This is a genomic window from Streptomyces sp. NPDC088706, assembly GCF_044752765.1.
Classification (GTDB): domain Bacteria; phylum Actinomycetota; class Actinomycetes; order Streptomycetales; family Streptomycetaceae; genus Streptomyces.
Genome location: NZ_JBIVLW010000001.1, coordinates 930111 through 952758 on the forward strand (window position 1 = coordinate 930111; position 22648 = coordinate 952758).

Here is a 22648-nt window from a genome sequence, read left to right on the forward strand (position 1 = left end):
GCCCGCCCGCCGGCCTCGGCCACGCGTGCCTGCCTGCCGGTCCCGCCCTCGCGCGCCGCTCTGCCGGTCTCCCCGATACGCGGTGTCCTGCCGCGGACGGCGGGCACCGCCTTCGCGTCGGACGGCGAAGCAGGCACTGAAGACGCAACAAACACGGAATTCCCCTCCGGGCGAGACCTTCGCGCGTGGTGCGCGTGTGGGGAATGCCCCGCCAGCAGACTCAAGTGACCCATGAGCTCTGGGAATCCTAAGGACCGGGCGAACCCCAGTCCCCCGTACCGCCCCCGGTCAACCATTCCGAATCGGAATCGTTATCGCCGGGCCGCCCCTCCCGACCAGCCCTTTCAGGACACCGCCACCCTTTCCCGTACGGTCGGGGCCACGTCCACCCCGCTTCCGAGGCCGTGGTCCGCACCGGCTCCCGGTTCCCCGCCCGACCGGCCGTCAGACCCGTTGTGCGAGGCGGACGTCAGCACCGGCTCGGTCCGCACGACCCGGCGGAAGGCGGCGGTCCCCCGGCTCAGGTCGTGGCCCACCGCGACCGCCTCGACGTCCACGAACGTCCTGCGTCCGCCCTCCCGTTCCTCCTCACGGACCTTCAACCGGCCGTGCACGAGCAGGGGTTCCCCGATCGCCACCGAACCCGCCAGATTCGCGGCCAGCGTCCGCCAGGCCCAGACCGTGTAGAAGCTGGTGGGCCCGTCCATCCAGAGCTGTGTCTCGCGGTCCCGGCGCCGCGGGGTCACGGCAAAGCGAAATCGCGCCATTCCTCCCGTCGCCGTCTCACGGAACTCCACCGCCGTGGCGGCGTTTCCCACCAGCGTCACCATCGTCTCGTTCATTTCCGACCCCCGCTTTCCGTCGTTCGTGTTCGTATCCGTCCACCGACGTACCGAAGTACGCACCGCAGCGCCGAAGCACCGACTTCATGGTGGACGCCGGAAGCGCAGGGCGTCGGCGCCTGTGGACTACTGGCCGGTTGTGGAAAACTCCGTCACCGCCGCGTACCGCTCGCGCACCTCCCGGTACCGCACCAGCTCCGCCGAGACCGGGTCCAGGACCCTGGCTCGGCCGCACCCGGCCGCCGCCTCGCGCAGCCGTCGTTCGGCGTCCTGCCCGTAGCGCCGGGCGGGGCCCCGGATCGCCGCGGCGCAGGACCACTCCACCAGCGGCCCGCCGACGACTCCGGCCAGCATGATCAGGGCAGGGGCGACGAGCCCGGGCTCCAGGACCCCGACGATCTGGCCGAGCAGCCACAGACCGCCGAAGACCTGGAGCAGCGTCATGGACACCTGGGCCAGCACCGCGGCGGGCCACCACTTCGGCCGGGGCGGCTTGGCCGGCCGCCCGACGAGCGCCACACCGGTGGCCGGGCCCCGGCCCTTCGCCCGGCCGGCCCGCCCGGTGCCACCCGAAGTGCCCGAGGCCTTGGCGGAACCGGCCCCCCCTCCCCCCTGCGCCGCCAGCTCGTCCAACGCCTCCGGCAGCCCCTTAGCCCCGTGGAACGCCGCCTCGCGCACCGCCTGCGCCCAGGGTGCGGGCAACCCGTGGGCAGCGCCGTCCGCGACGATCCGTACCGCCTGCTCGACGCGTTGCCGGGCGGTCGGCTCCTCCTCGGGCGGGGCGAGCGCCTGGCCCATCCGGTCCAGGCTGCCCGGTAGCCCCCGGGACTCGTACCAGCGCCACAGCCGCAGCCACGGCGTCCCGCAGGCGCGGCCCGCGTTCCTGCGCCACTCCCGCTCGGCGGCCTGCCCGGCGGCGGCCGCCCCGACGGCCTCGGCCAGCCGGTCGGTGAACTCCTCACGGGCCCGCTCGCCGAGTCCGGGCCGCCCCTCCGCCACGTACACGGGGCGCAGCCGCGCCGCCGCCGCGTCCACGTCGGCGGAGAGGCGGCGGGTGGCGGCCGTGCGGTCCTGGACGAACCGGCCGACCATCTCCCGCAGTTCGGGCACCCCGTCTCCGGTCAACGCGGACAGGGACATGACGGTGGCGCCGGGTTCGCCGTGCTCGCCGACCGCCATGCCGTCCTCGTCCAGGAGCCGGCGCAGATCGTCGAGCACGAGGTCGGCGGCCTCGCCGGGCAGCCGGTCGACCTGGTTGAGGACGACGAAGGTGACCTCGGCGTGGCCGGCCAGGGGACGCAGATAGCGCTCGTGCAGGGCGGCGTCGGCGTACTTCTCCGGGTCGACGACCCAGATCACCGCGTCGACCAGCGCCAGCACCCGGTCCACCTGGTCCCGGTGGGCGGTCGCGGCGGAGTCGTGGTCGGGCAGGTCGACCAGGACGAGCCCCTGGAGTGCCTCGTCGAAGGCGATGGGTCCGGGGTGGGGCCTGCGGCGCAGCCGGCCGGGGATCGCCAGGCGGTCGAGCAGGCCGGCGGCCCCGTCGGTCCAGCTGCACGCGATGGGCTGCGAGGTGGTGGGGCGGCGCAGCCCGGTGTCGGAGATCTGGGCGCCGGCCAGGGCGTTGAACAACGTGGACTTCCCGCTCCCCGTGGCCCCCGCGACGGCGACGACCGTGTGCCGGGAGGAGAGCCGCTGCCGGGCGGCCGCCTCGTCCAGTACGCGTCCCGCCTCGGCGAGGGTGTCCCGGTCGAGCCGGGCGCGGGAGAGTCCGACGAGTTCGCGCAGGGCGTCGAGCCGGGTCGGCAGCGGTCCGCCGGGGGGCCCGTACGCCTCGACCTGCGGACGTACGTCGCCCTCGGCGGAGGCGGAGGCGGAGGCGGTGAGGTCGGCGGAGTCGGCCGAATCCACCGAGCCGTCATCCGCAGGAGAGCCGGTAGGAGAGCCGGTAGGAGAGCCGGTAGGAGAGCCCGCACGTGAGTCCGTACGGGAATCCCCGCTTCCGGGATCATCGCTCCGGACGTCGACCGCCGCCGCGCGCCGCGCGATGAGCCCGTCGTCCCAGCGCCCGGCGTCCTTCGCCGGAGCCTCCCCCTCCTTCCGCTCGCCCGTCTCCGCCGTGCCGTTGCCCGGGTCCTCGTCCGTGACGGCAGTCATCGCTGCCACCTCTCCTTCTGCAGTACGGAAAGCGCGGCGATCAGTTCGGCCTGCGGTTCGGGGGCGACGTCGAGCGCGTCGAGCGGGGCGAGTCTGCGGTCGCGTTCGCTGCCGAGCACCTGCTCGATGTAGGTCGTCAACAGTTCGCCGCCCTTGTCACGGAGGTGCAGCGCACCCTGCGCGCCGATGCGTTCGGCGAGCTGCTCCCCCGCCGTGCGGGACCGCCGCCCGCCGAGCAGGGCCGCCGCGAGGAGAGCGGCGACGGTCTCGGGGTCAGGGGCCACGCTGCGTTCGAGTTGGCGCACCTCTTCCTCGGCGAGCTCCTCCAGGACCCGCCGCCACCGCCGTACGGCCACGGCGATCCGCCCCTCGACGTCCTCAAGCGGTCCCCACCCGCCGGCTTCCCGCCCGGCGCCGTCGAACCGGAACACTCCGGCGGCGGGCTCCCGGCCCCACTGCGTACGGATCTGTTCGTCGGCGGCCGATACGGCGCACTGGAGCAGGGCGATCAGACTGTCCACCAGCGCTTCGAGGAGTTCGCCGGGCGCGCAGTAGAGGGGAAAGCCGCGCCACCGGGTCCGCGCGTCCCCGGACAGGACAGCCCCGCTCTGCAGCCTGCGCCGGATCCGGGCGGCCTCCTTGCCGTACGCGTCCTCGACCACGCCGGTGAGCCGTACGGACGCCGCGTACTGCGCGGCGACGGCGCCGGCCAGCTCGGGCATCCGTACGTTCAGCGATTCGATGAGCCCGGAGGCCGTACGCCCCACCGCCTGCTGCCGGGCGGCGGGGTCCTGGACCCGGTGGGTGAGCCAGGCGCGCAGCGGGGCGACGGCGGTGGTGGGGAGCAGCCCGCTGCCGCCGCCCGCGGACTCGGGGAGTTCGGGGATGGTGAAGCGGGGTACCTCCCCGAGTCCGGCGCGGGTCAGGAGCGCCGCGTACTGCCGGGAGACCTCGGCGATCACCTGGTGGGGCACCCGGTCGAGCACGGTGACGAGGGCCGCGTCGTACTCCTTCGCGGTACGCAGTAGATGCCAGGGCACCGCGTCGGCGTACCGGGATGCCGTGGTGACCATGACCCAGATATCGGCGGCGCAGATGAGTTCGGCGGCCAGGATGCGGTTGCGTACGACGAGGGAGTCGATGTCGGGGGCGTCGAGGATCGCGAGCCCCCGGGGGAGGCTGACCGCGGTCTCCACCCGCAGCACGGTCCCTTCGTCGTCCGCGCCGGGCCCGAGGTCGTCGAGCCCGTCGGGGTCCCGGAGCCGGCCCGGCGGCAGCCAGACGCGGGTGAGTTGGGGCAGCACCCGTACGCCGGCGAACCAGTGGTGGTCGTCGGGGTGACAGACCAGCACCGGGGTACGGGTGGTGGGCCGCAGCACCCCGGCCTCGCTGACCCGGCACCCCACGAGCGAGTTGACCAGCGTGGACTTCCCGGCCCCGGTGGACCCGCCGATCACGGCGAGCAGCGGGGCCTCGGGCTCCTTGAGCCGCGGCAGGAGGTAGTCGTCGAGCTGTGCGAGGAGTTCGACCCTCGTCTGCCGGGCGCGTTCGGCCCCCGGCAGCGGGAATGGAAGGCGCACGGCGGCGACACGGTCGCGCAGGGCGGAAAGTGCGTCGATGAGCTGAGGCCGTACGTCCATGGTCACCACATGTGAAGAATGCCCAATTTTAGCGGCTTTTTGAAGCGTATAGACCCCTCTGCGCGGCGGTTCCACCTTCCTGCGCGTGCCGAAGGACTCCGGGCAAACTCCGGACACAGGGGACGAGTGGGGCGCAGGCATAACGAGTGCACAACACCCGGGCCGCATGACGCGAAAACCAGTGCGGGATCCGCACCTACCTGCGATTATCGGTTCGCTTCACCGAACCTCCACATCGTGCCACGCAGGTGAAGCAACCGGGTCCAGGCGATCGGAGCCCTATCCTTGTCCCGGCATGGCCACGGAACCACCCGATCAGGGCTCCCGGCCCCCGTAGCTCAGTGGATAGAGCAGGCGCCTTCTAAGCGCTTGGCCGCAGGTTCGAGTCCTGCCGGGGGCGCCAACATTTCGCAGGTCAGCGACCTGCGGAGCCCTTCATGGGATCACCCGAGCAGTGGCTGCACGTCTCCCGGGAGGGCGTTTGTCCGTGTTTGCGGGGCGAGTGCCTTTCACTGGGCCCCCTGGCCCGGAGCGTTCGCATGGGCTCCGTTTCCCGCGTTTTCCCTGGTCAAAGCCCGTGGTCAAGATATTACGAGGCCGACGCATCCCACTGACACCGGCCGCCTACGGGTATTCATCCCACATGCGTCCCACGCCAGACGCCCCTCTGTCGGAGCCACGCCCCCTTCAACGCGGAGAAAAGCGCAGGTCACCGAGGCCCTCGAAGGCGTCCTTGAACGGACAGGGCAGGCGCTGCACGGACGCCTGCTCCATACCAGCGCGTCAGGACGGGCCACTTGGCCGACTGGTTGCTCCGGCCCCACCCCGGCCGAGAGCGGCGAGTGTGAACTCCCTCTCGTCAAGCGGCGAAACTGCGGCGCTCACTGACGAGCGCGTGGACGTGCCCGCGGCCGTCACAGCTCTGGTCGACTTCCTGGAAACGGACGGGATCCTCGACCCCAGGTCCGACAGCCCGCAGGCGCCGTACAAGGTCGCCGCCGCAGAGCGTGCCGGGTGGCGCCAGGACATGTTCGACCCCAGGTTCATGGGCACGGCCAAGTTCGTCATGCTGTCGGCCGCCGCCCAAAGCGTCGACGTACGGGAGGAAGAGGCGCTGGACGTCTCCTCACTCGGTCCGCGACGGCCGGGGCGGTCTCGACGAGGATCAGTTCTCGCAGATCGCCCAGCGGCAGCGGATGGAGGAAGTGTTCGGCGCGGCCGATACCTTCGCCAGGGCCGGCAGCCTGCTGCGAGAGCGCACTCTCGCCATCGCCCCCGTCACCCTCGCGCCGCTCGAGGAACTTCGGGAGCAGGCGGACGGTTCGGTACTGCGCGGACTAGATGGTGTGAGCTTCCCGAAGTGCCCGAGTTCCCAAACGTCTGCGGATCGCCGAGGCGACCCGGTTATGCGCACCGGCTACCTCCACCTGGCGGACGACCAGCCGGCCCAGACCGCCACGTCATGGAAGCCCATGGCAGTGACCGGCCAGCCCACAATCGTCCTCCCCGAGATCGGGCCACATGCCGGATCCGTGTCGCCGTTCTTAAGGACACGCCACGCCGGACTGTCGGGCGTCCGTCTCTACACAGGGCAGCGCTTGCGCGGCCTCGACGCGGTGGAGGACGTCTTGGGCCTGCCCGGAGACGCACTGTGTGTACGCCGCGAACAGCATCGCGACGCTGGTACCGCCCCACTCGGCCACCTGAGCCGGCGGCACCCCGTTGTTCAGCCACACCGTCAAGCAGGTATCACGCAGGTCGGCCACCCGCCGCCCGGCCGAAGAGTGGTACTCGGATGTGGACAGCACCGCTGCACGCGCTTTGCCCCACACCCTGCGGTAGACCGATCCAGCCAGGGGCCCGCCCCGCTCACCCGCGAACAGCAAATCCCCACGAGCCAGGCTGTCGCCCTCGATCAGGTCACGAAGGATCTCCACCAGCTCAGGATGCAGCGGCACCACGCGAGTCTCACCCTCAGGCCGCCCCTTGAGACACCGGCTCTCGCGCACCTCACCGTCATCGGACCAGCGAGAGCCGACCTCAGGCGTCGCGGCACGCACCCGCACCTCACCCCAGCACCGTTCCGGCAGCACCACTTCGCCCACCCGTAAGGCCCGCGCCTCCTCCGGACGCAGACCCGCGTAATAAAGCGTCGCGAAGAACGCCCGATAACAGCGGCCCATCCGCACCCGACGCCCGACCCACTCCAGCAGGACTGCCGCCTGAACGCCGTTGAGCAAGCGGCGCGGGTCCACCTGCTTGGTCACCCGTGGAAGGTTGTTAAGCCCTTTGGGCAGTGGATTGGCCGACAGGATGCTCCGCCGCACCGCGTACTCCATCGCCACATTCAGAACTCGGCGGTGCCGCATCCTCGACGAGGCCGCCGCGACGGAGTCGTCAAGACGGTGGTACAGCGCCCGCAGCACATCGTCCACCACCTCCGGGTCCTCCCAGACCTCCATGACCGGCGACTGACGCCTGATCCAGCCCAGCACGGCAGCAATATCGTCCGGCGCGGAAGCACGGCACCGCGTGTTGAAGGCCCACTGGAACAGCGCTGTCCGCACTTGCTGCCCCCTGACCCCACGAGGCAGCCTGCCGAGCAGCGCCTCCGTAGTGATCATCAATACTCGAGCGGTGTTCCGACGCGTGTTCCCCGAGGACTGCGGCCAACGGGAATCCACGAAATGTACGGCGAAGTCGTACCAGTTCACCGACGAGGCCGACACGCCGCGCCTGACCGGCAAACCGGTGACCACACCGAACGGCACACCCTGGTGCACCGCATGCAGCAGCTCCGCTCGAAAACCGTCCGCCAGCGCATACGTCTGGAACGTCCTGCCGCGCCTGCGCCCGGCCACCGACCAGCGCACTCCGAAAGAAGCCCGCTGCTGCCCCTGCCGACTCTCGATCTGCCACACCCTGACGTCATAGGACGTATCCACGGACCCACCTCCCGCGAAGCCCTCACCGACGGACCCGGCAAAGCGCCGCCCATGCCGACCGGATTTACCCCCTCAGAGGTGTCTACCCTATGCGCCGTCTCCCACGGCAGGGCTCAATCGTTCGCCCGCTCCCCCACGCGAACCGCGCTGCCAACACCTCGGCCGACGACACCGCCGACCACGCACTCGCCAACCCGAAACCGCGAGCCACGCCCGACCCGCGCATCCCATAAGCGACCCATACCCCGTCCGACATGACTTGCAAAGAAGGACATGCCGCCACCGACCGACGAGAGCTAGAGCCAGCGGACAGGCTGGTAGTTCACCAACAAACCCTGGCTGCTGTTCACTGAAGTGGGGTCATGTCGTCGTGGTGCGGCGAGGCCGCGAAGGCGGGGTGTCGGGGCAGACTGCACGATCCGTACCGCCGGTGCTCCCAGGGCGGGGAGACGAGTGGCTCGACAATCCCGAGGTGGAGTCGGGGCACGGGCTGCCGTTGGTCGCTTGCTCGCACCACGGTGGCGGGTCACGGGGGTAGCGCCGGTCGGTGCGCAAGTTCGCTGCTGGGTTTTGCCTCGGTACGAGAACATGGTCTGACAGGCCGAAAATGTTGCTGGTCGGGGCTCCAGGAGTCGACGTTGCGCCTACCCTGGAACGGAGTTGATCGCCTGCGGCCCGATCGTCCGGTTCCGATGTATTGCCGAACGCTTTGTCACCGGATCCGACACGCCTGAATAGGGGATCGGCCTGTCGGCGTATCCACTCGGACAAGGACGTTCGAGAGCGGGTGGGGCATGGCGACGGAGCGCGAGCACATCGGGGCGAGCAGGCCCGAAGGACACTGGACTGCAAACGGAATCTGCCGGTGCTGGCAGCGGTTCTTCGAACAGAGGCCGAGCCTAAGAGGTTTGACCCGGCTGGAGTTCACCGAGCACATCGCATATCTACTCTTTCTCAAACTCGACCACGCGCGAGGCCAGGCGCAGAGGAGCTTCCAGGTCGTGCTCAACTCGCTCAGTTGACGCTCGTTCCCATGCCGCCCTCTTTCGCCGCTCTCGCTCCCCATTAGCCGTACAGGAAAACCATGAACGCGACTCCCCAGCAGCCCGCCGTGCCTGCCCCAGTCCGCCAGACCGCGCGTGCCTTCGACATGACGTACTCCGGCCTCATCGACATGAGTGACTTCGGTAACCGGCCGCCTGACAAGATCCAGCCAGCGTTCCGCTCCCGCGCTCTGGCAGCGCATGCTGTGCGCATCATGACCGGGTGGAGCCCCGAGCAGGCGGCCGACTGCGTCATCGACGGTGGCCAGGACCAAGGGATCGACGCCATAGCCATCGACGAGGCGAACGCCCACATCTACCTCGTGCAGGCAAAGTGGAGCCCTGAAGGGACGGCCAAGGCGGACGAGACCGCTGTGCACAAGCTCTTCGCAGGGCTTACCCTCATCGACTCCGGGGAATCCGCCCAGTTCAACCCCCGCGGACAGATACTCGCCAAGCGGGCACACGGCCTGATTGGCGAGAAAAGCACCCGAATCACCCAGGTGATCGCCCTAATGGGCGTCAAGCCGCCTTCGCCGGGTGTGCTGCAGGTCATCAAGAATGGCGAGAACGAGTTCAACTCCCACGGTGAATACGTCGACCACCGCTTCCTGCATGCCCCCGGCATCCACGGCCTGGTCTTGAAGGACCAGCAGAGCGAGCCCGTCACGCTGACAGCGACGCTCCACCCCTGGTTCAGCGTGTCCTCGCCCTACCTCTCCTACGAAGGCGTCATACAAGCCGAAGAAGTCGCGGCATGGGCCGAGCACGGCAATGCACTGTTCGCCCGCAACATCCGCGATCCGCTGGGGCTCACTCCCATCAACAAGGAACTGCTGAACACACTCGTCAGCGAGCCGTCCCACTTCTGGTACTTCAACAACGGCATCACCGTCCTGTGCGATTCCTTCGAAGCAGTCCCTGGATCGCAGAAGTTCCCCGAGCGCCATCCCGTCCGCATCACCGCCAAGGGCGCAAGTGTCGTGAACGGCGCCCAGACGGTGCGTTCCGTCATCGACGCAGCCGAGCAGTCCGATGAAGCGGGGCTCGCTCAGGTCACCGTCCGGTTCATCGTCACCGGCGGCGACACCGATTTCGCCAACCGCACAACCCAGGCCACCAACCGGCAGAACCACATCACCGAGCGTGACCGGATCGCGCTCGAGCCCGTTCAGGCGGTGCTCATCAAGGAGTTCCGTGCAGAACTGGGCCTCGTGTACAGCGTGCGCCGCAGCGAACTCGAACCCCAGGACGACGAGGGCTGCTCCGTCGTGGAAGCCACGTGCGCGCTCGCCTGTGCCCACAGCGGCAGCCGGTTCGCGGCCCGGCTCGTCGCGTCCGGCACCACCGATGTGCTGTGGGAACGAGGCGGCAGCGGCATCTACGACCTCCTCTTCCGGTCCGTGCCCAGCGTGTACGAAACCTGGAACGCCGTGAACATCCTGCGGGCGGTGCGCACGGCACTGCGTGCGGAACGCGAACAGTACGCCGGACGCGCGGCCGCCGTCATCGACGACGGCACGTTCCTCATTACCCACCTAGTGTTCCGGCAGCTCCTCGCGCAGGACGCCGGCATGGGCGAGCCGGACCAGTCACTCATCTGGGCCACCGAAGCCAAGAAACAGGTGCCCGACCTGGTCAAGCATGTTGTCCCGGCGCTCGTACAGGCTCTGGACGGAGTGGGAACCCGGTCGAGCCTGCAGCGCGTGTGCGCTGATCCGGGGCAAGCCGCCGACCTCGTGACCGCGGCCCTGGCAGCTCTCGAAGGCGACGGAGCCGAGGACGCCGCCGCGCAGTACCGACGCGAGCAGAACAAAGCTCGCAAGCGCCGCAGGCCCAACGCAGTGCACGTCATCGTCGACAAGGGCGCTCTGGAAGAAGGAGCACCGCTGCATCTGGCCCTGTACCTGCAGCCGGAGAAGGATGCGCTCGCCTCATGGCTCGACTCCAACCCGCGGCGGGCACTTGCGAAATGGACCAACACCAATCGGGCACGCCCGATCGTCTGGGCCGCCGACGGCAACGCCTACTCGCCCAGCGGTCTCATCGCACGGATGTGGGAGCTGGCCGAATGGGAAGGGCGCCCCGTATCGAACCAGGGCACCGCCCGCTGGGCCACCCAGGACGGAGAGACCCTCGCCATCCTCGCCCGGCGGCTTCTCAACAGCATGGAGGAAGAGGAAGACGAGTGATGACGAACGAGGCCACGGGGTTTCGAGCCGTGACGCGTCCCCGTCGTTTGCGGTGACAAATAAATGCCATATAGCACAAACAAGGCGTCGCCATCCTGCACGCGTGGCCGGCGGGTCCCGACGCCACCCGGCCGCGCCGCGTCGACGCGCTGGGCCCGGCGCGCAACGCGGGAAAGCCCCGTCCCCGCCCGCGAGCGCGCGGCCCGAATCATCGCCGGCGGCGACTTCGGCGGCCCGGACCAGCTCGTCCTCGGCTGGGGCCCCGCCTGGATGTCCGACCGCTGGTGGATCCTCTCCGGCCCCGCCGGTTCGAGGGGCTTCACCTTCCGTGCCGACCAGCTGCGACGTCAATGAAGAGAGCCCCCTTCAGCGCAGGTCTCCCATCCACATTCGCCGCCCCACCTCGTCGAGCTCGGCCCGCCGGGCCGCGTACTCGGGCAAGGCGAGGCCCAGGAGCCGCCAGAAGGCGTCCCCGTGGTCCGGAACCCGGACGTGTGCGAGTTCGTGCGCGATGACGTAGTCGACCAAGTGCATGGGTAGCTGGAAGAGCGGCCAGCCCAAGGCCATCAGCCCTGGCCCGCCCCTGCGCGCATCTGGCCGGTACGACCCCCAGCGGTCTTGGAGATCGCGCACCTCCAGCTCCGGTTCGGCCACCGCCATGCGAGCCGCCCATGGCTGGAACCGGTTGACGGCCCAGGCGCGGCCAACCCGGGCGTACCAGTCGACGAGGGCCGCCCGCCCCGCCGGCGGGTGCTCGGCGAGGTGCTCGGCCATCACGAGCCGCCCGGCCATCAGCCGCACCCGGCCGTCCTCGGAGGGGCCGTCGGAGATCGCTAGTCGGTAGGTCCTGCCCAGGTAGCGGAACACCTCGCCGTCGGCCAGGTGCTTGGCCGGGTGCAGGGATCTGGTCCGCTCCCGCTCGCCGAGCTTCGTCGCTAGCCAACCATGGTGAGCCCGGACGAAGTCCTCGGCCTCCTCCACTGTGCGGTCCGGCGGAGTGTGCAGGGTCAGGGTGGCGTCGGGCTCCACGGTCAGCGCGAACCGCTTGCGCCGGGGGTGGGCGCGGACCCGCAGTGAGAACCCGTCGACGTCGATCGACGCACCCCCTGGGCGGGAAGCCTTTGCCAGGGTGTCCCAGCTGCTGTCGGCGTGCTTCTTGGCGGGTGCGGTCACCCGCCTATTCTCCTCTCGCCCTGCCTAGGAACTGGCGGCGGTTGTCGTTCGCGAAGGAAGCGAGTCGCTCAGCCATCGCCTTCAGCGGAGCCCAGTCCTTGCCCGCGGGCCGGAGCCCGCCTGCCAGCAGCCTTCCCTGGATGACCCCGGCCAGGGTGGCCAGGTCTTGGCTCTGGCCCTGGTAGGACACCTTCACCATCGTCTCGGCCGCCACGTCGCACAGCTGACCGACGAGCGGGCGGATGTCGTCCCCAGTGTTCCTGACCTCGCTCCTGTCCGCCATGAGCTGGACCAGCAGGCGGTAGGTCCTCTGCTCTAGCGGACTGAGGCCGACGAGCTCCGGGTCCTCCTCGTGCCCCTGCCTGGCCTCCTCGATCAGGCGTGCGAACTTCTCGGCCTGCTCCTCGAACCGGTCGGGAGTCGTCCGAAGGATCTCCTCAAGGCGTGCCGACAAGCGCTGGTACTTCTCCGGGTCCTCCCGCCGGACCCGCTCCTCCAGGTGGAACCGCAGCGCGTGGCCCATCTCTGCCGCAGCCTCGCGGGGCGGCAGACCGCGCACTGCGTCGTCGAAGCCGTCCGCGGTGATCCATACGGGCGGGATCGCTTCCTCGATCTCCGGCCCCTCCAGGTGCTCGGCGATCATGGCCCGGACCTTCCGGCCGTACCTGCGGAGGGTGAACGTGCCGCCCTCGGCATCCCGGAACAGGCGGCGCACGCGCTTCTGGAGCAGCCCCCAGTGACGGGCGTCGTTCACGTAGTCGAGGGCAGCCTCGTGCGGCAGTACGCGTTCCATCGTGTCAAGGAAGTCGTGCAGTGCTGTGTCGAACGCGAGCCGGGTGTCCTCGTCCTCGAACCGGTCCAGGGCGGCACGCAACCGCACCGGGTCGGTCAGGTCGGCGTCCGTGACGCCGAGGCCCCGGAGGAGGCCGCGCACGGCAGCGGCAGCGGGTTCGAGACCTTCGATCTCCACCGACATGCTGCGCATCGTGTCGTGCTGGTCGGCCTTGCGGTATCCGGCCAGCGCCTTGTTCAGATGGCCGAAGACGCCGTAGTAGTCGACGACGTAGCCGATCTCCTTGCCTGGGTGCGGCCGGTTGACGCGGGCGACGGCCTGGAGCAGTTCGGCGCCGCGGATCGGGCGGTCCAGGTAGAGGACCTGCTCGCGGGGGGCGTCGAAGCCGGTGAGCAGCATCGACTTCACGATCAGCATCGCGATGGGGCTGTCGGGGTGCACCGGGTCGGGCACGACCCCGCGCGGGGACGCAGGGGGCTCTGTGACGGCGTGGGACCAGGGATGGTCCGCGTTCCGCTCGGCGGCCTCTGCTTCAAGGGTCGGGGCCGGCGGAGTCACAGCAGTCGTCGGGGCCCACACCGAGTCGGGGGGCAGCAGTGGGAACGCCTTTTGAAAGCGCGCGATGTACGCCTCTTGCCGCCTGGAGTCGGTCCACTCCGCCCACTGACCGTGCTTGCTGCCGGTGCTCGGCGAGATGACGGGCACGAAATCGACACGGCGCAGCAGGGCCCGGAACTGGTGGGCCTGGTGGAGATAGCGCAGCCGGCCCTCCAGCTTCTCCGGCGGAGTGCCGGCGACCGACTCGGGATCGTAACCGTCCAGTTCCTCCAGGAGCCGGTCGCGGGCCGCCCGCAGCGCGTAGTGGTACTCCACGGCGGCCTTCCGGCTGACGGCCGCGACCTGCGCCTTGAAGCCTCCAGGCAGCACGCTGGTCACCCAGTGCTTCAGCATGTCCTCGGCCTTGGCCGCGATCATCGGCTCGGACTCGGCGACGTCGCTTCCGGTGGGCCAGCGCTTCAGCAGCGCGGCCCTCTCCTCCGGCGTGCGGTCGCGGACCAGGTCGTCGAACCGGCGGTCGAGGCTTGCCCCGTCCTTGACCTCTCCCTCACCGGTGCGCCCCTCGTAGCGGATGCGGACGACGACCTCATCATGCTCGGCGTCCTCCATCCGGTACTCGTCCAGGAAGCCGCGCGGGGAGTCACCGCGCCCGAAGATCCGACGGGTGTCCTCCTCCCGCCCAGTGGTGATGGGCGTTCCGGTGAACCCGATCTTCGCCGCGTTCGGGACGGCTTTGCGCAAAGCGGCGTGCAGCACGCTGGTGTGCGAGCGGTGCGCCTCGTCGACCAGAACGAGCATGGCGGGGGACGTGTTGCACTCCGGGAAGTTCGGCACGGGCGGCGCCACCTCGGCGCGCGTACCGGCGCGGGTCCGCTCGGCCTCCGCGTACTCCTCCGCCAGGTCGCGGCCGTCCTCGTCCTGCTCGGCGTCCCCGGAGAAGTTGAGCCCGACCCCGTACTTCTGGATCATCCCGAAGACGACCCGCCGGCCGCCCGCCCGCAGCAGGCCCTCCAGTTCGGTGCGGGTGTCGGCCGTCACGACCTCGGACCCGCTCGTGTCCAGCGCCTCGGTGAGCTGCGTCTGCAACTGGGTGCGGTCGGTGACGACCACGACGGTGAACTCGCTCAGCCTCGGGTGCGCGTGGACCCGCCGAACGAGGAAGGTCATAGTCAGGCTCTTGCCGGAGCCCTGGGTGTGCCAGATGACGCCGCCGCGCTCGTCCTCGGTCATCGGCCCGCTCCGGGCCCGCCCATCGAGCAGCCGCCGTACGGCCTTCTCCGCGGCCCGGTACTGCTGGTGACGGGCGACGGCCTTGACGGTCACCGTGGCGCCGGAGTCGGTCTCGACGGGCAGCTCGATCACGTAGTGCAGCACGATGTTGAGCAGCGCTGCGGGACGCAGTACCACGCCCACCAGCTTCTGCTGCTCGCCGAGTGCGGCCGGCGCGGACCCGTCGGCGTCCGGCACGAGCCCCGCCGTAAGGAGTTCACGCCGCAGGGTGCCGCCGACCTCGGGCTCGACGCTGCGCCAGGGGTGGAAGTGCTCGGGACCGGAGGTAACCGTCCCCAGGTGGGCGGTCTCACCGGTCGCCGCAACGAGCAGCTGCACGGTGCGGAAGAGCTCGGGTACGCCGGCGGGCCGGGTCCCCTCCCCTGGACGGGCCCGCGCTCCCTCCTCCTTGACCGGGTTGCCCGCGTAGTGCCGAAGGTCGAGAACAGCCTCGCGGATGGGCTCGGCGAGGTCGGGACTCTTGCACTCGACGGCGACGAGCGGGATGCCGTTCACGAAGAGGACGACGTCGAGGACAGAGTCCTTGCCCGCGCGGTTCCTGACCCGGAGCTGGTCGACCACGGTGAAGTCGTTGAGACCGAGCCGGTCAGGATGCCACTCGATGTACTGCACCGTGGCCGATGCCCCGCCGTGCCCGGCGGAGGGCTTACTCAGCACGAGTCCGCTGAGCAGCAGTCCGGTGGCCGCCAGGTTGGCCTTAACGACCCCCTCGCCCAGCGGAACACGGGCGAGTGCCGAGATGGCGCGATCGATGTCGCTCGCGCCCATCCAGGGCACGCCGTCCAGGGCCCGGGTGTTGATCCGGCGCAGGGCAGGGTCGAGAAGGTCGGCGAGCAGGGGCGTGTCGACATCGAGGGTGCCGATATCGCGGCCCGACCGGTGCGTCCACCCCATCGCCTTGAGCTGCGCGACCAGCGGCCGCTCTACCTCGTCCCGCTCCACCTGCATCACCACGAACCCGCGCCTCTCCCCATACGTCCCCTGGAGATCCATTCTGCGCGGCGGCATGGGGGCGCGCCAGGAGCACGGGAGAGAGAGCGGTGAACAGAGGTGTAGACGTACCGGATTGCGATGGTACGTCCGCCCGGAGGCACGCTCCGACCAGCGCTCGGCGGCGCTTCCGCGGGGTCCCGACCTCCTTCTCTTCCCGCTCCGAAGGCGGTTGTCGGCCAGCAGGCCGGCGGAGTGGGCGTGCAGCTCGGCGGTCATGTCGAGTTGGAGGTTCTCGACGGTAACGGCGACGCGGGAGATGCGTCCGGTGCCGTCGCCCATGACCTAGCAGGGCTTGCCCTCCGGCGTGGTCCAGGGCAGGAGCCGTTCTGCGTCCGCGGCCGACCGGGCGGCGTGCGTGGGGATCTGTCCGGCGGTCTGCCGTGCATGGCCGGTCACGCAGCCACCTCCACGGATGAAGCGGGGCCCGACATTGACGCCGTGCACGGCGAGCCACAGCGCGCGGCGCCGTGCGCGCTGCCGTCGGGCCTCCGCTCGGCGTTCGCGGACGATCCCGTACCCCTGCCCGGCAGCGACTGGACGAGGCGCGGCCCGCGCGAGCGGGGAACGGGGGTGGTCAGCGGGCGGCCACAGGAACCGCGGCAGCGGCAATAGGGGAGGGCAGCCAGGTGCAACATGTCGCCAACTCCGTGTGCTGATGGCCATTGTTGATGGCCATGCCCCCGGGTCGTTTCCGCGACGCTCGGGGGGGCTTCAATGCGACGGAGCCCCTCCGGACGAGCGGATGTATGCACATCCCTGTGTAGCGATCCACTCACAGAGTGAGACGGGGCGGTCTAGGCTCGCCAGGGGTTACAGGCGACCAAGTCATCACACGGGAGCTGACGATCCCCCGACAAGCTGGTCCGCCTTCGTCAGTCCTGCAGTCCGACACCTCCCCCGCCCACCCTTCCCACCCCCGCCCCCGGCGGGGGTCCCTCTACTCCTCAGCCACCGGCCACCGCAACGGCAACCCGCCCGGACAGCAAGTCGTCCACGAGTCCCACTTTCAGCTCGCGCAACTTCGCAAGCTCGCCTTCCTCTTGGGCGATCCGTTCATCACACGAGCCGACCAGTTCGACCGTCCGGCGCTGCCCTTCCAGAGGGGGACAAGGAATAGGCATGGCCTTGAGCTGAGATGAGTTGATCGAGGCCAAATTCGTCGTCTGCTTGACAACTCTTAGAAAGTAGCGGCGGCCAGCCGCTGATGACATATACAGGTTGAGGAAGTGGGGGTCCAAGAATTTCTTGTCACAGCGGACACGGAAGACGTGGTTCTGATTCAAGCAAGGGTCGATCCGCCCATCCCAAACAGCACCCCGTCCTACTTTGTCAAAATCCCCCCCTTCCGTAACCAAGACGTCATCGCGCCTTAGCCGAAAACGCTCCATGTCGCCCGGCGTAACGCGCACCGATTTCATTTCGAGCGTCGAGACAAAACCGTCCTGAACGTTCGCCACACGCAGATATGGAACTTCCAGTAGGGTGCCACCGGAGGAGACGCCGCCGAGAGTGAGGCCACCACCAACGTCAGCAAGCGAATCTAGCGTACGCATACGCGATGTCGGCGACCCACCTTCCGCGTACGCCCGCGAGAATTGCTCGGAGATAATACCTTGCCGCACGCTTCGCAGCTTGGCAATCGACGCCGCGATGCCGCGTTCCGCGTCTGACAAGGAATCAAGAAGAGCAATAATCCTACGCTGGACCCCCCACGATGGGACTGGGATCTTGGTAAGTGCTAGCTGGTGTCGAGATAGCTCGATCTGATTCGTCGAACCCGCGAAGCAATGTGATTCCAGTCGCCTCTGCCCCCAAGGGGACCTAATCATCAAATTGATCCACTCCGGATCAATTCCTTCGCGTGGCCTGGCGATCGTGATGTGCGAGTCGACAATGAAATGCCCGTCCGCTCGAAAGACGCAGCTTCGGCCGATAGTTCCCGAGCCGGTGGAGTTCACAAGAACATCACCCGCTTCCGCAATAAGCGAGCCCTCGAGTAGCTTCGAATCATGGGGCCTCGCCTTATCAGCGTGAAACCCCGAATCTTGCACGCATCGCTGCCCAATTGCCCGCACTGAGCTTGCTGACACATACGAGGGAGCTGTACCTCGTCGTAGAACTTTGCAAATATCGGCAAGGGCCATTTCTGGCCAGTTCTGAAGGTTGGGGATACCCAACGAAGAATCACTCATATCCCAGCTCCTTCAGGAACCCGTCCAGTTTCGCCGTCGCCCGCTCGCGGTCCGCGCGAATCTCAGCCAGCGAGACCGCGTACTTGTGTTCCCACGTCTCGTAGGACGTCGCCAACTCCCGCTGCCAGCGGACCACATGGCCGTTCAGCTTCGATGCGAGGTCGTCGCGGAGGAGAGCGAGCACGACTCGGCGCTCCGCGGCCGGGTCCAGCTCCGCGCGGGCGCGGAACAGCCGGGGCGGCTCCTCGCCCAGGGTGGGCGGGTCACTCGGGTAGGGGAACCAGAAGTCCGTTTCCAGGCGCTTGACCACCGCGCCCGCCTTCGCACGGTCCTTCTTCACGACGGCGATCTCCGCCAAAAGTGTCGCCAACTCCTCCACTGAGAGGGTGACTTCCTCGACGTCGACGTCGGACTCCTCGCCGCCGTCAGCGTCGGCATCGGCGTTGGCCTCCGAACCCGCCGAGCCACCCCCTGCCACCGGCTCCTTCGGCAACCGTCCGTTGAGTTCCTTCCACTTCGCGTCGAGTTCCGCCTTGCGCGCGTCCGCTTCCTTCAGCTCCGTCAGGAAGTCGGGGGCGATCGCGGCGACAAGCTTGTGGTCGTATGCCTGACGCCGCTCCGCGGCGGTTCGCTTGCGCAACTTCTGGGTGCGCGGGTCCTGCTCGGGGGCGAGCAGGGTCTCGACGTTCTCCACCCAGCCGTCGATCACGCCCGCGAACCCGTTCTCCGACAGGGCGAGCAGGTCGTACTTGGCCTCGTGCCACCACCCGGCGACCGCGCCCGCGAGCGCGTACCGGTCGAGGAGACCGACCTGGGTGAGCCGGTCGACGAAGGAGCCCATCAGCGAGCCGCGCAACCTCATCAGCGCGGCCTTGCGCTCGGAGGCGGTGGACTCGGCGAGCAGCTCCGGTGTCGCGGCCACCGCTTCCAGGTGCTTCGCCTCCGCCGCCCACCACTCGGCGAACGCGGCCCGCAGCTCCTCTTCGCGCGGCCGGGCGAGCGCGCCCAGGTCAGGGCGGGCGTCGGCGGGCCGGAAGTCCAGGTAGTCGGTGTCGGCGGGCGACCGCTCTGCGAACAGGTCGTCCGCCCCGATCCCGTACGCGCCGAGCAGCTCGCCCTTCGCCTCGATCTCCGCGCGCGGCACCCCGCCGACCAGGTGCGCCCTGACGTCCTGCGGCTCGGGTGGCGGCGTGTTGTCCACGTAGCGGCGGATGTTGAGGTTGTCGTCGTTCTCCGCGAGCTCCTCGCGGGTCACGACGCGCGAGAAGCCGGGCACCTCTGCGAACGTCCGGAACGTGGTCGTGATCTTCTCGGCGTGCTCGGGCAGCAGCACGTTCTGCGCCCGCTCGGCGTGGAACTCGCGGTCCGCGTTGATGAACAGGACCTTCCCCGCGCGCTCCGGCTCCCTCTCCGACCGGTCCCGGTCCTTGCAGCCCGGCGGGCGCAGCACCAGGATGCAGGCCGGGATGCCAGTGCCGTAGAAGAGGTTCGGAGCGAGGCCGATGACCGCCTCCACGGCGTCCTCGTCGAGCAGCTTCGTACGGATCTGCTGCTCGCCGCCGCCCCGGAACAGCACCCCGTGGGGCATGACGGTGATGACCATGCCGCCGCGCCCCTCCTTCTTGGTCTCCCAGAGCATGTGCTGGAGGAACATCAGGTCGGCCTTGCCGCGCTCGCTGGTCAGGCCGTAGTAGGTCCGCTCGGTCCTGTGCGCCAGGTCCGTGGCCGTGTAGTCCATCGAGAACGGCGGGTTGCTGAGCACGCCGTCGAAGCGGTCCGCGTCCGAGGTCGGGACGTGGGTCGGCCTGGCCAGCGTGTCGCCGGTGGTCAGGTCGAAGCGGCGCACGCCGTGCAGGACCATGTTCATCGTGGACATGATCCAGGAGCCGCTGTTGGCGTCCTGGCCGGCGAAGAACATGTCGGAGGTGTCCCCGCCGTGCTCCTCCACGTACTCCGCGGCGTGGATGAGCATGCCTCCCGAGCCCACGCACGGGTCGTAGATCCGCATGCCCTGGGTGGGGGCGAGAAGTTCGACCATCATGCGCACCACCGCGCGCGGGGTGTAAAACTCGCCGCCCTTGCGGCCGGCCGAGTCAGCGAACTCCTTGATCAGGTACTCGTAGGCTGCGCCGATCAGGTCCGGAAACTCGAAGTCGTCCGTGCGCAGCCGGACCCGGCCAAAGTGCGCGATGAGGAGTTCCAGGCGCTTGTCGGCCAGCGTGGCCGTGCCCGCGGCCGCGCCGGAGCCGCCGATGCGGTTGAAGTCCAGATGGTCGAAGAGACCCGTGAGCTTCTCGTTCTGCCCTTCGAGAAGTTGAAGGGCAGGGCGCAGCACACTCTCGTTGATGTTGCGCGTGACGCCCGAGATCTCGTGCCACCTGGCCTTCTCGGGGACGAACAGCACGTCGCGTTCGCGGTACGGGGCCTCTTGCTCCAGAAAGGCGTCGAGTTCTTCGCCGTCGAAGCCCCAGTCCCTTTTCGCCTGCTCCTTGATCCGCTCCCGGGCCGCCTCGAACTCGTCATTGGCGCGCTTCAGGAAGAGCAGCCCGAAAATGTAGTCCTTGTACTCGGAGGCGTCCATCGTCCCCCGGAGGATGTCGGCTGCGGCGAACAGGTGCCGCTCCAACTGGGCGAGCGTGAGCTTGGCCACGTATGACTCCCTACGACCTGAGATGACGGTCCGACCTTATGGCCGTCTGGCCCCATCCCGAAATCAGCGGCGGCCGGTCTGCAGGGGACGTCAGTAGGAGACGATGCCGAGTGCGTCCTCGACGAAGGTATGCATGTCCGTGTACGGGTCGCGGTCGAACCTGGGCACATGGTCACCGTGCTGGTCGTTCATGCGTCGGGCGTTGTCCCGGGCCTGTGTAAACCTGCCGAGGACCTGGCCGGGAAGGACGAGCTTCGGATTGGCAGCGTCCTCACTGCCACGCTGGAAGGGCAGCCGGTCGGCCGCGAGATCGCACACCCCCTCGAACGAACCGGTGACCGCTTTGTAGTGGGCAAGCCGCCACACCTCGAAGCACGGATGCGAGAAGGCGACATGGACACCGGCCTCCTTGGCCAGTTTCATCGCCTCGGGGACACGCGGGTGGTTGTCGTGGTCGAAGAGACACCAGACCTGCGGCTGGGCGGCGGCGCCCTTCAGCTTCGCGCGCTTGGCTTCGCGGGTCTTCTCGCGCAGGAAGTCCGCCGCCATCTCGACGAGGTCGATCGGCTTGCGGTCGCTCTTCTTCTTTCGGTTGGCGATGCGCAGCTCGACCTTGGCGGCAGGGTTCTTCAGTACCCCCACCTCGGTGATGATGTCGAGGTACGAGGGCTCGGTCACCTCGCCCTCGGTGAAGACGAAGACCACCCGTCTCCGCTGTCCCGCCCCCCTCGAGGACCGTCCCAACGCGTCGTTTCCCCGCTGCGGCCTCGCCATCAGCTCTGTCCCGCCCCTTCGTACGCCCCGGTCTCCCGCGCCGTCGCCAACCGCCGCGCGATCTGCCCCTCGAGCAGGGACGGAACGCCGCCGAATGCCCCCGCGAGGTAGGACTGGGTGAGGTCCTCCTCCTCGCCCGGTTCCGCGTCCGTCAGCGGGTAGAGCTCGGTCGCCCCGTCCTTGTCCTTCTGCGTCAGCCACACCTGCCCGGGCTCCAGCAGCCGCCCCCCGCTGGGGGTGGTCAGCATCGTCGCGTCGTGGGAGGTAAAGACGAGCTGCGCACCCCTGGGATTCGCGAGGGGGTCGTGGAAGAGCCGCACAACCTCGGCAGCGAACCGGGAGTGCAGGCTGGCGTCGAGCTCGTCGATAAGCAGCACCGCGCCCTCGTCAAGGGCCAGCAGCAGCGGGCCCAGAAGGGCGAACCAGGAGCGGGTGCCGTAGGACTCCTCCGACCAGTCGAAGGCTACGTCCCCGCCCGCCGACCGGTGGGTCAGTTTCACCGAGCTCTTCCCCGGGTCCTCCTGCACGACAGAGGCCCCTGTGATGCCGAGATCCGCGACCCTGAGCAGTTCCCGGATCCGCTGGGCGCGGTCCCCGGCGAGCTCCCGGGTGGTGAACGCCTCGCGCTGAGGGCGTTCGGCCTCCGGGTCGATCGACCACAGATTGCGCCGGAACCAGTGGAAAAGCGGGGAGAGCTGCGGATGGTTGTCCGTGCCGGCCGTGGAGAGCAGCAGGGCGTTCGGCCGGGTGCGGCGCACGAGTTGGGATCGGTCGCGGACTCGGCCGCCCGGCCACCTGTAGACCTCGGTCCGGGACGCGTCGCGGTCCAGCCACTCCTGGCGGCGGCCGCGCGGGTAGCTGTGCAGCCACTCGGACTCGACCCGGTCGGCGCCGAGCTCGAAGCCGTACGTCCAGCGGATGGAGTCGATGACGATGTCAACCTCGAAGAAGGACGGTTCATCCTCGCTCTTCGGGTTCAGCGCGAAGACGTGGCGGGGGACGCCCTCGTAGGATGCCCAGCGAGCGTAGGAGTTGAGCACCGCGTGCCGCATGTCGCCGAGGGCGCTGAGCACGTTCGACTTGCCGGAAGCGTTCGCTCCGAAGACGGCGAGGAGCGGGAAGACTGCCACGGTTCCGCCGCCCGCCAGCTCCACCGGGTTCGCCGACCCGTCGCCCCCGCTCTCGCCCTCGGGCGCGATGAAGGACAGTTCTTGCTCGTCACGCAGGGACCGCACGTTCGCCACGCGGAATCTCAGCAGCACACCGTCCTCCTCTCCGCATTCAGCCTAGTCGTGGCCTCTGACATCGGCCCGGCGGGTGGCACCTGGCCTGCGGTGCCGCCCCCGCGGACCGGAACATACCGTCCGGGACGGCCCAGCGGGAGGGTTTGGGGGATCTTGGTCCAG

The 22648-nt window shown here is 69.0% G+C and carries 11 protein-coding genes and 1 tRNA gene; 2 read left to right on the top strand and 10 right to left on the bottom strand.

Going from position 1 to position 22648, the window contains the following annotated elements; genetic code table 11:
• Positions 1-344: 344 nt before the first annotated feature.
• From ACIQAK_RS04195 to ACIQAK_RS04205, 3 genes are all read right to left on the bottom strand, one after another.
• Positions 345-842 carry a single-stranded DNA-binding protein gene (locus ACIQAK_RS04195; RefSeq protein ID WP_366387867.1) on the bottom strand — a complete coding sequence of 166 codons (498 nt, stop codon included), beginning with the start codon at positions 840-842 and terminating at the stop codon, positions 345-347.
• 126 nt (positions 843-968) lie between these two features.
• Positions 969-2999, bottom strand: a complete 2031-nt coding sequence (locus ACIQAK_RS04200; RefSeq protein ID WP_366387866.1) for a GTPase — start codon at positions 2997-2999, stop codon at positions 969-971.
• Complete coding sequence (locus ACIQAK_RS04205; RefSeq protein WP_366387865.1) at positions 2996-4639, bottom strand: ATP-binding protein; 1644 nt, start codon at positions 4637-4639, stop codon at positions 2996-2998. Before ACIQAK_RS04205 ends, ACIQAK_RS04200 begins: the two co-directional genes overlap by 4 nt.
• A gap of 327 nt (positions 4640-4966) precedes the next feature.
• On the opposite strand from ACIQAK_RS04205, the gene ACIQAK_RS04210 reads away from it, so the two are divergent.
• Positions 4967-5042 (top strand) — tRNA-Arg (locus ACIQAK_RS04210).
• Positions 5043-6183: 1141 nt separating this feature from the next.
• Here ACIQAK_RS04210 and ACIQAK_RS04215 read toward each other — a convergent pair.
• Positions 6184-7584 (bottom strand): tyrosine-type recombinase/integrase, encoded by a 1401-nt coding sequence (locus ACIQAK_RS04215; protein WP_366387863.1) that lies wholly within the window; start codon positions 7582-7584, stop codon positions 6184-6186.
• A gap of 1084 nt (positions 7585-8668) precedes the next feature.
• On the opposite strand from ACIQAK_RS04215, the gene ACIQAK_RS04220 reads away from it, so the two are divergent.
• Positions 8669-10819: an AIPR family protein gene (locus ACIQAK_RS04220; RefSeq protein ID WP_366387862.1), complete on the top strand. Its 2151-nt coding sequence runs from the start codon at positions 8669-8671 to the stop codon at positions 10817-10819.
• 366 nt (positions 10820-11185) lie between these two features.
• On the opposite strand, the gene ACIQAK_RS04225 is transcribed toward ACIQAK_RS04220, so the two are convergent.
• From ACIQAK_RS04225 to ACIQAK_RS04250, 6 genes are all read right to left on the bottom strand, one after another.
• A complete protein-coding gene (locus ACIQAK_RS04225; RefSeq protein ID WP_366387861.1) occupies positions 11186-11992 on the bottom strand; it encodes a SprT family zinc-dependent metalloprotease in 807 nt (268 codons plus the stop codon).
• A gap of 4 nt (positions 11993-11996) precedes the next feature.
• Entirely contained in the window at positions 11997-15581 is a 3585-nt protein-coding gene (locus ACIQAK_RS04230; protein ID WP_366388584.1) for a type I restriction endonuclease, read from the bottom strand.
• Between the two features lie 989 nt (positions 15582-16570).
• A complete protein-coding gene (locus ACIQAK_RS04235; protein WP_401847760.1) occupies positions 16571-17818 on the bottom strand; it encodes a restriction endonuclease subunit S in 1248 nt (415 codons plus the stop codon).
• On the bottom strand, positions 17811-20468 hold the full coding sequence (locus tag ACIQAK_RS04240) for a class I SAM-dependent DNA methyltransferase (protein ID WP_366387860.1): 2658 nt from the start codon (positions 20466-20468) through the stop codon (positions 17811-17813). The genes ACIQAK_RS04235 and ACIQAK_RS04240 overlap by 8 nt, the downstream gene beginning before the upstream one ends.
• A 90-nt stretch (positions 20469-20558) precedes the next feature.
• The gene (locus ACIQAK_RS04245; protein ID WP_343236835.1) at positions 20559-21173 is read right to left on the bottom strand and encodes an RloB family protein; all 615 of its coding nucleotides are present in this window, start codon (positions 21171-21173) and stop codon (positions 20559-20561) included.
• Between the two features lie 68 nt (positions 21174-21241).
• Positions 21242-22504, bottom strand: coding sequence for an ATP/GTP-binding protein (locus ACIQAK_RS04250; RefSeq protein ID WP_044374115.1), 1263 nt, complete (start codon positions 22502-22504; stop codon positions 21242-21244).
• Positions 22505-22648 lie beyond the last annotated feature (144 nt).

Excerpts from the sequence above, each read along its gene's own strand:
- ACIQAK_RS04195 (WP_366387867.1), bottom strand. The coding sequence starts at position 842 with ATGAACGAGACGATGGTGACGCTGGTGGGAAACGCCGCCACGGCGGTG.
- ACIQAK_RS04200 (WP_366387866.1), bottom strand. The coding sequence starts at position 2,999 with ATGACTGCCGTCACGGACGAGGACCCGGGCAACGGCACGGCGGAGACG.
- ACIQAK_RS04205 (WP_366387865.1), bottom strand. The coding sequence starts at position 4,639 with ATGGACGTACGGCCTCAGCTCATCGACGCACTTTCCGCCCTGCGCGAC.
- ACIQAK_RS04220 (WP_366387862.1), top strand. The coding sequence starts at position 8,669 with ATGAACGCGACTCCCCAGCAGCCCGCCGTGCCTGCCCCAGTCCGCCAG.
- ACIQAK_RS04230 (WP_366388584.1), bottom strand. The coding sequence starts at position 15,581 with ATGCAGGTGGAGCGGGACGAGGTAGAGCGGCCGCTGGTCGCGCAGCTC.
- ACIQAK_RS04235 (WP_401847760.1), bottom strand. The coding sequence starts at position 17,818 with ATGAGTGATTCTTCGTTGGGTATCCCCAACCTTCAGAACTGGCCAGAA.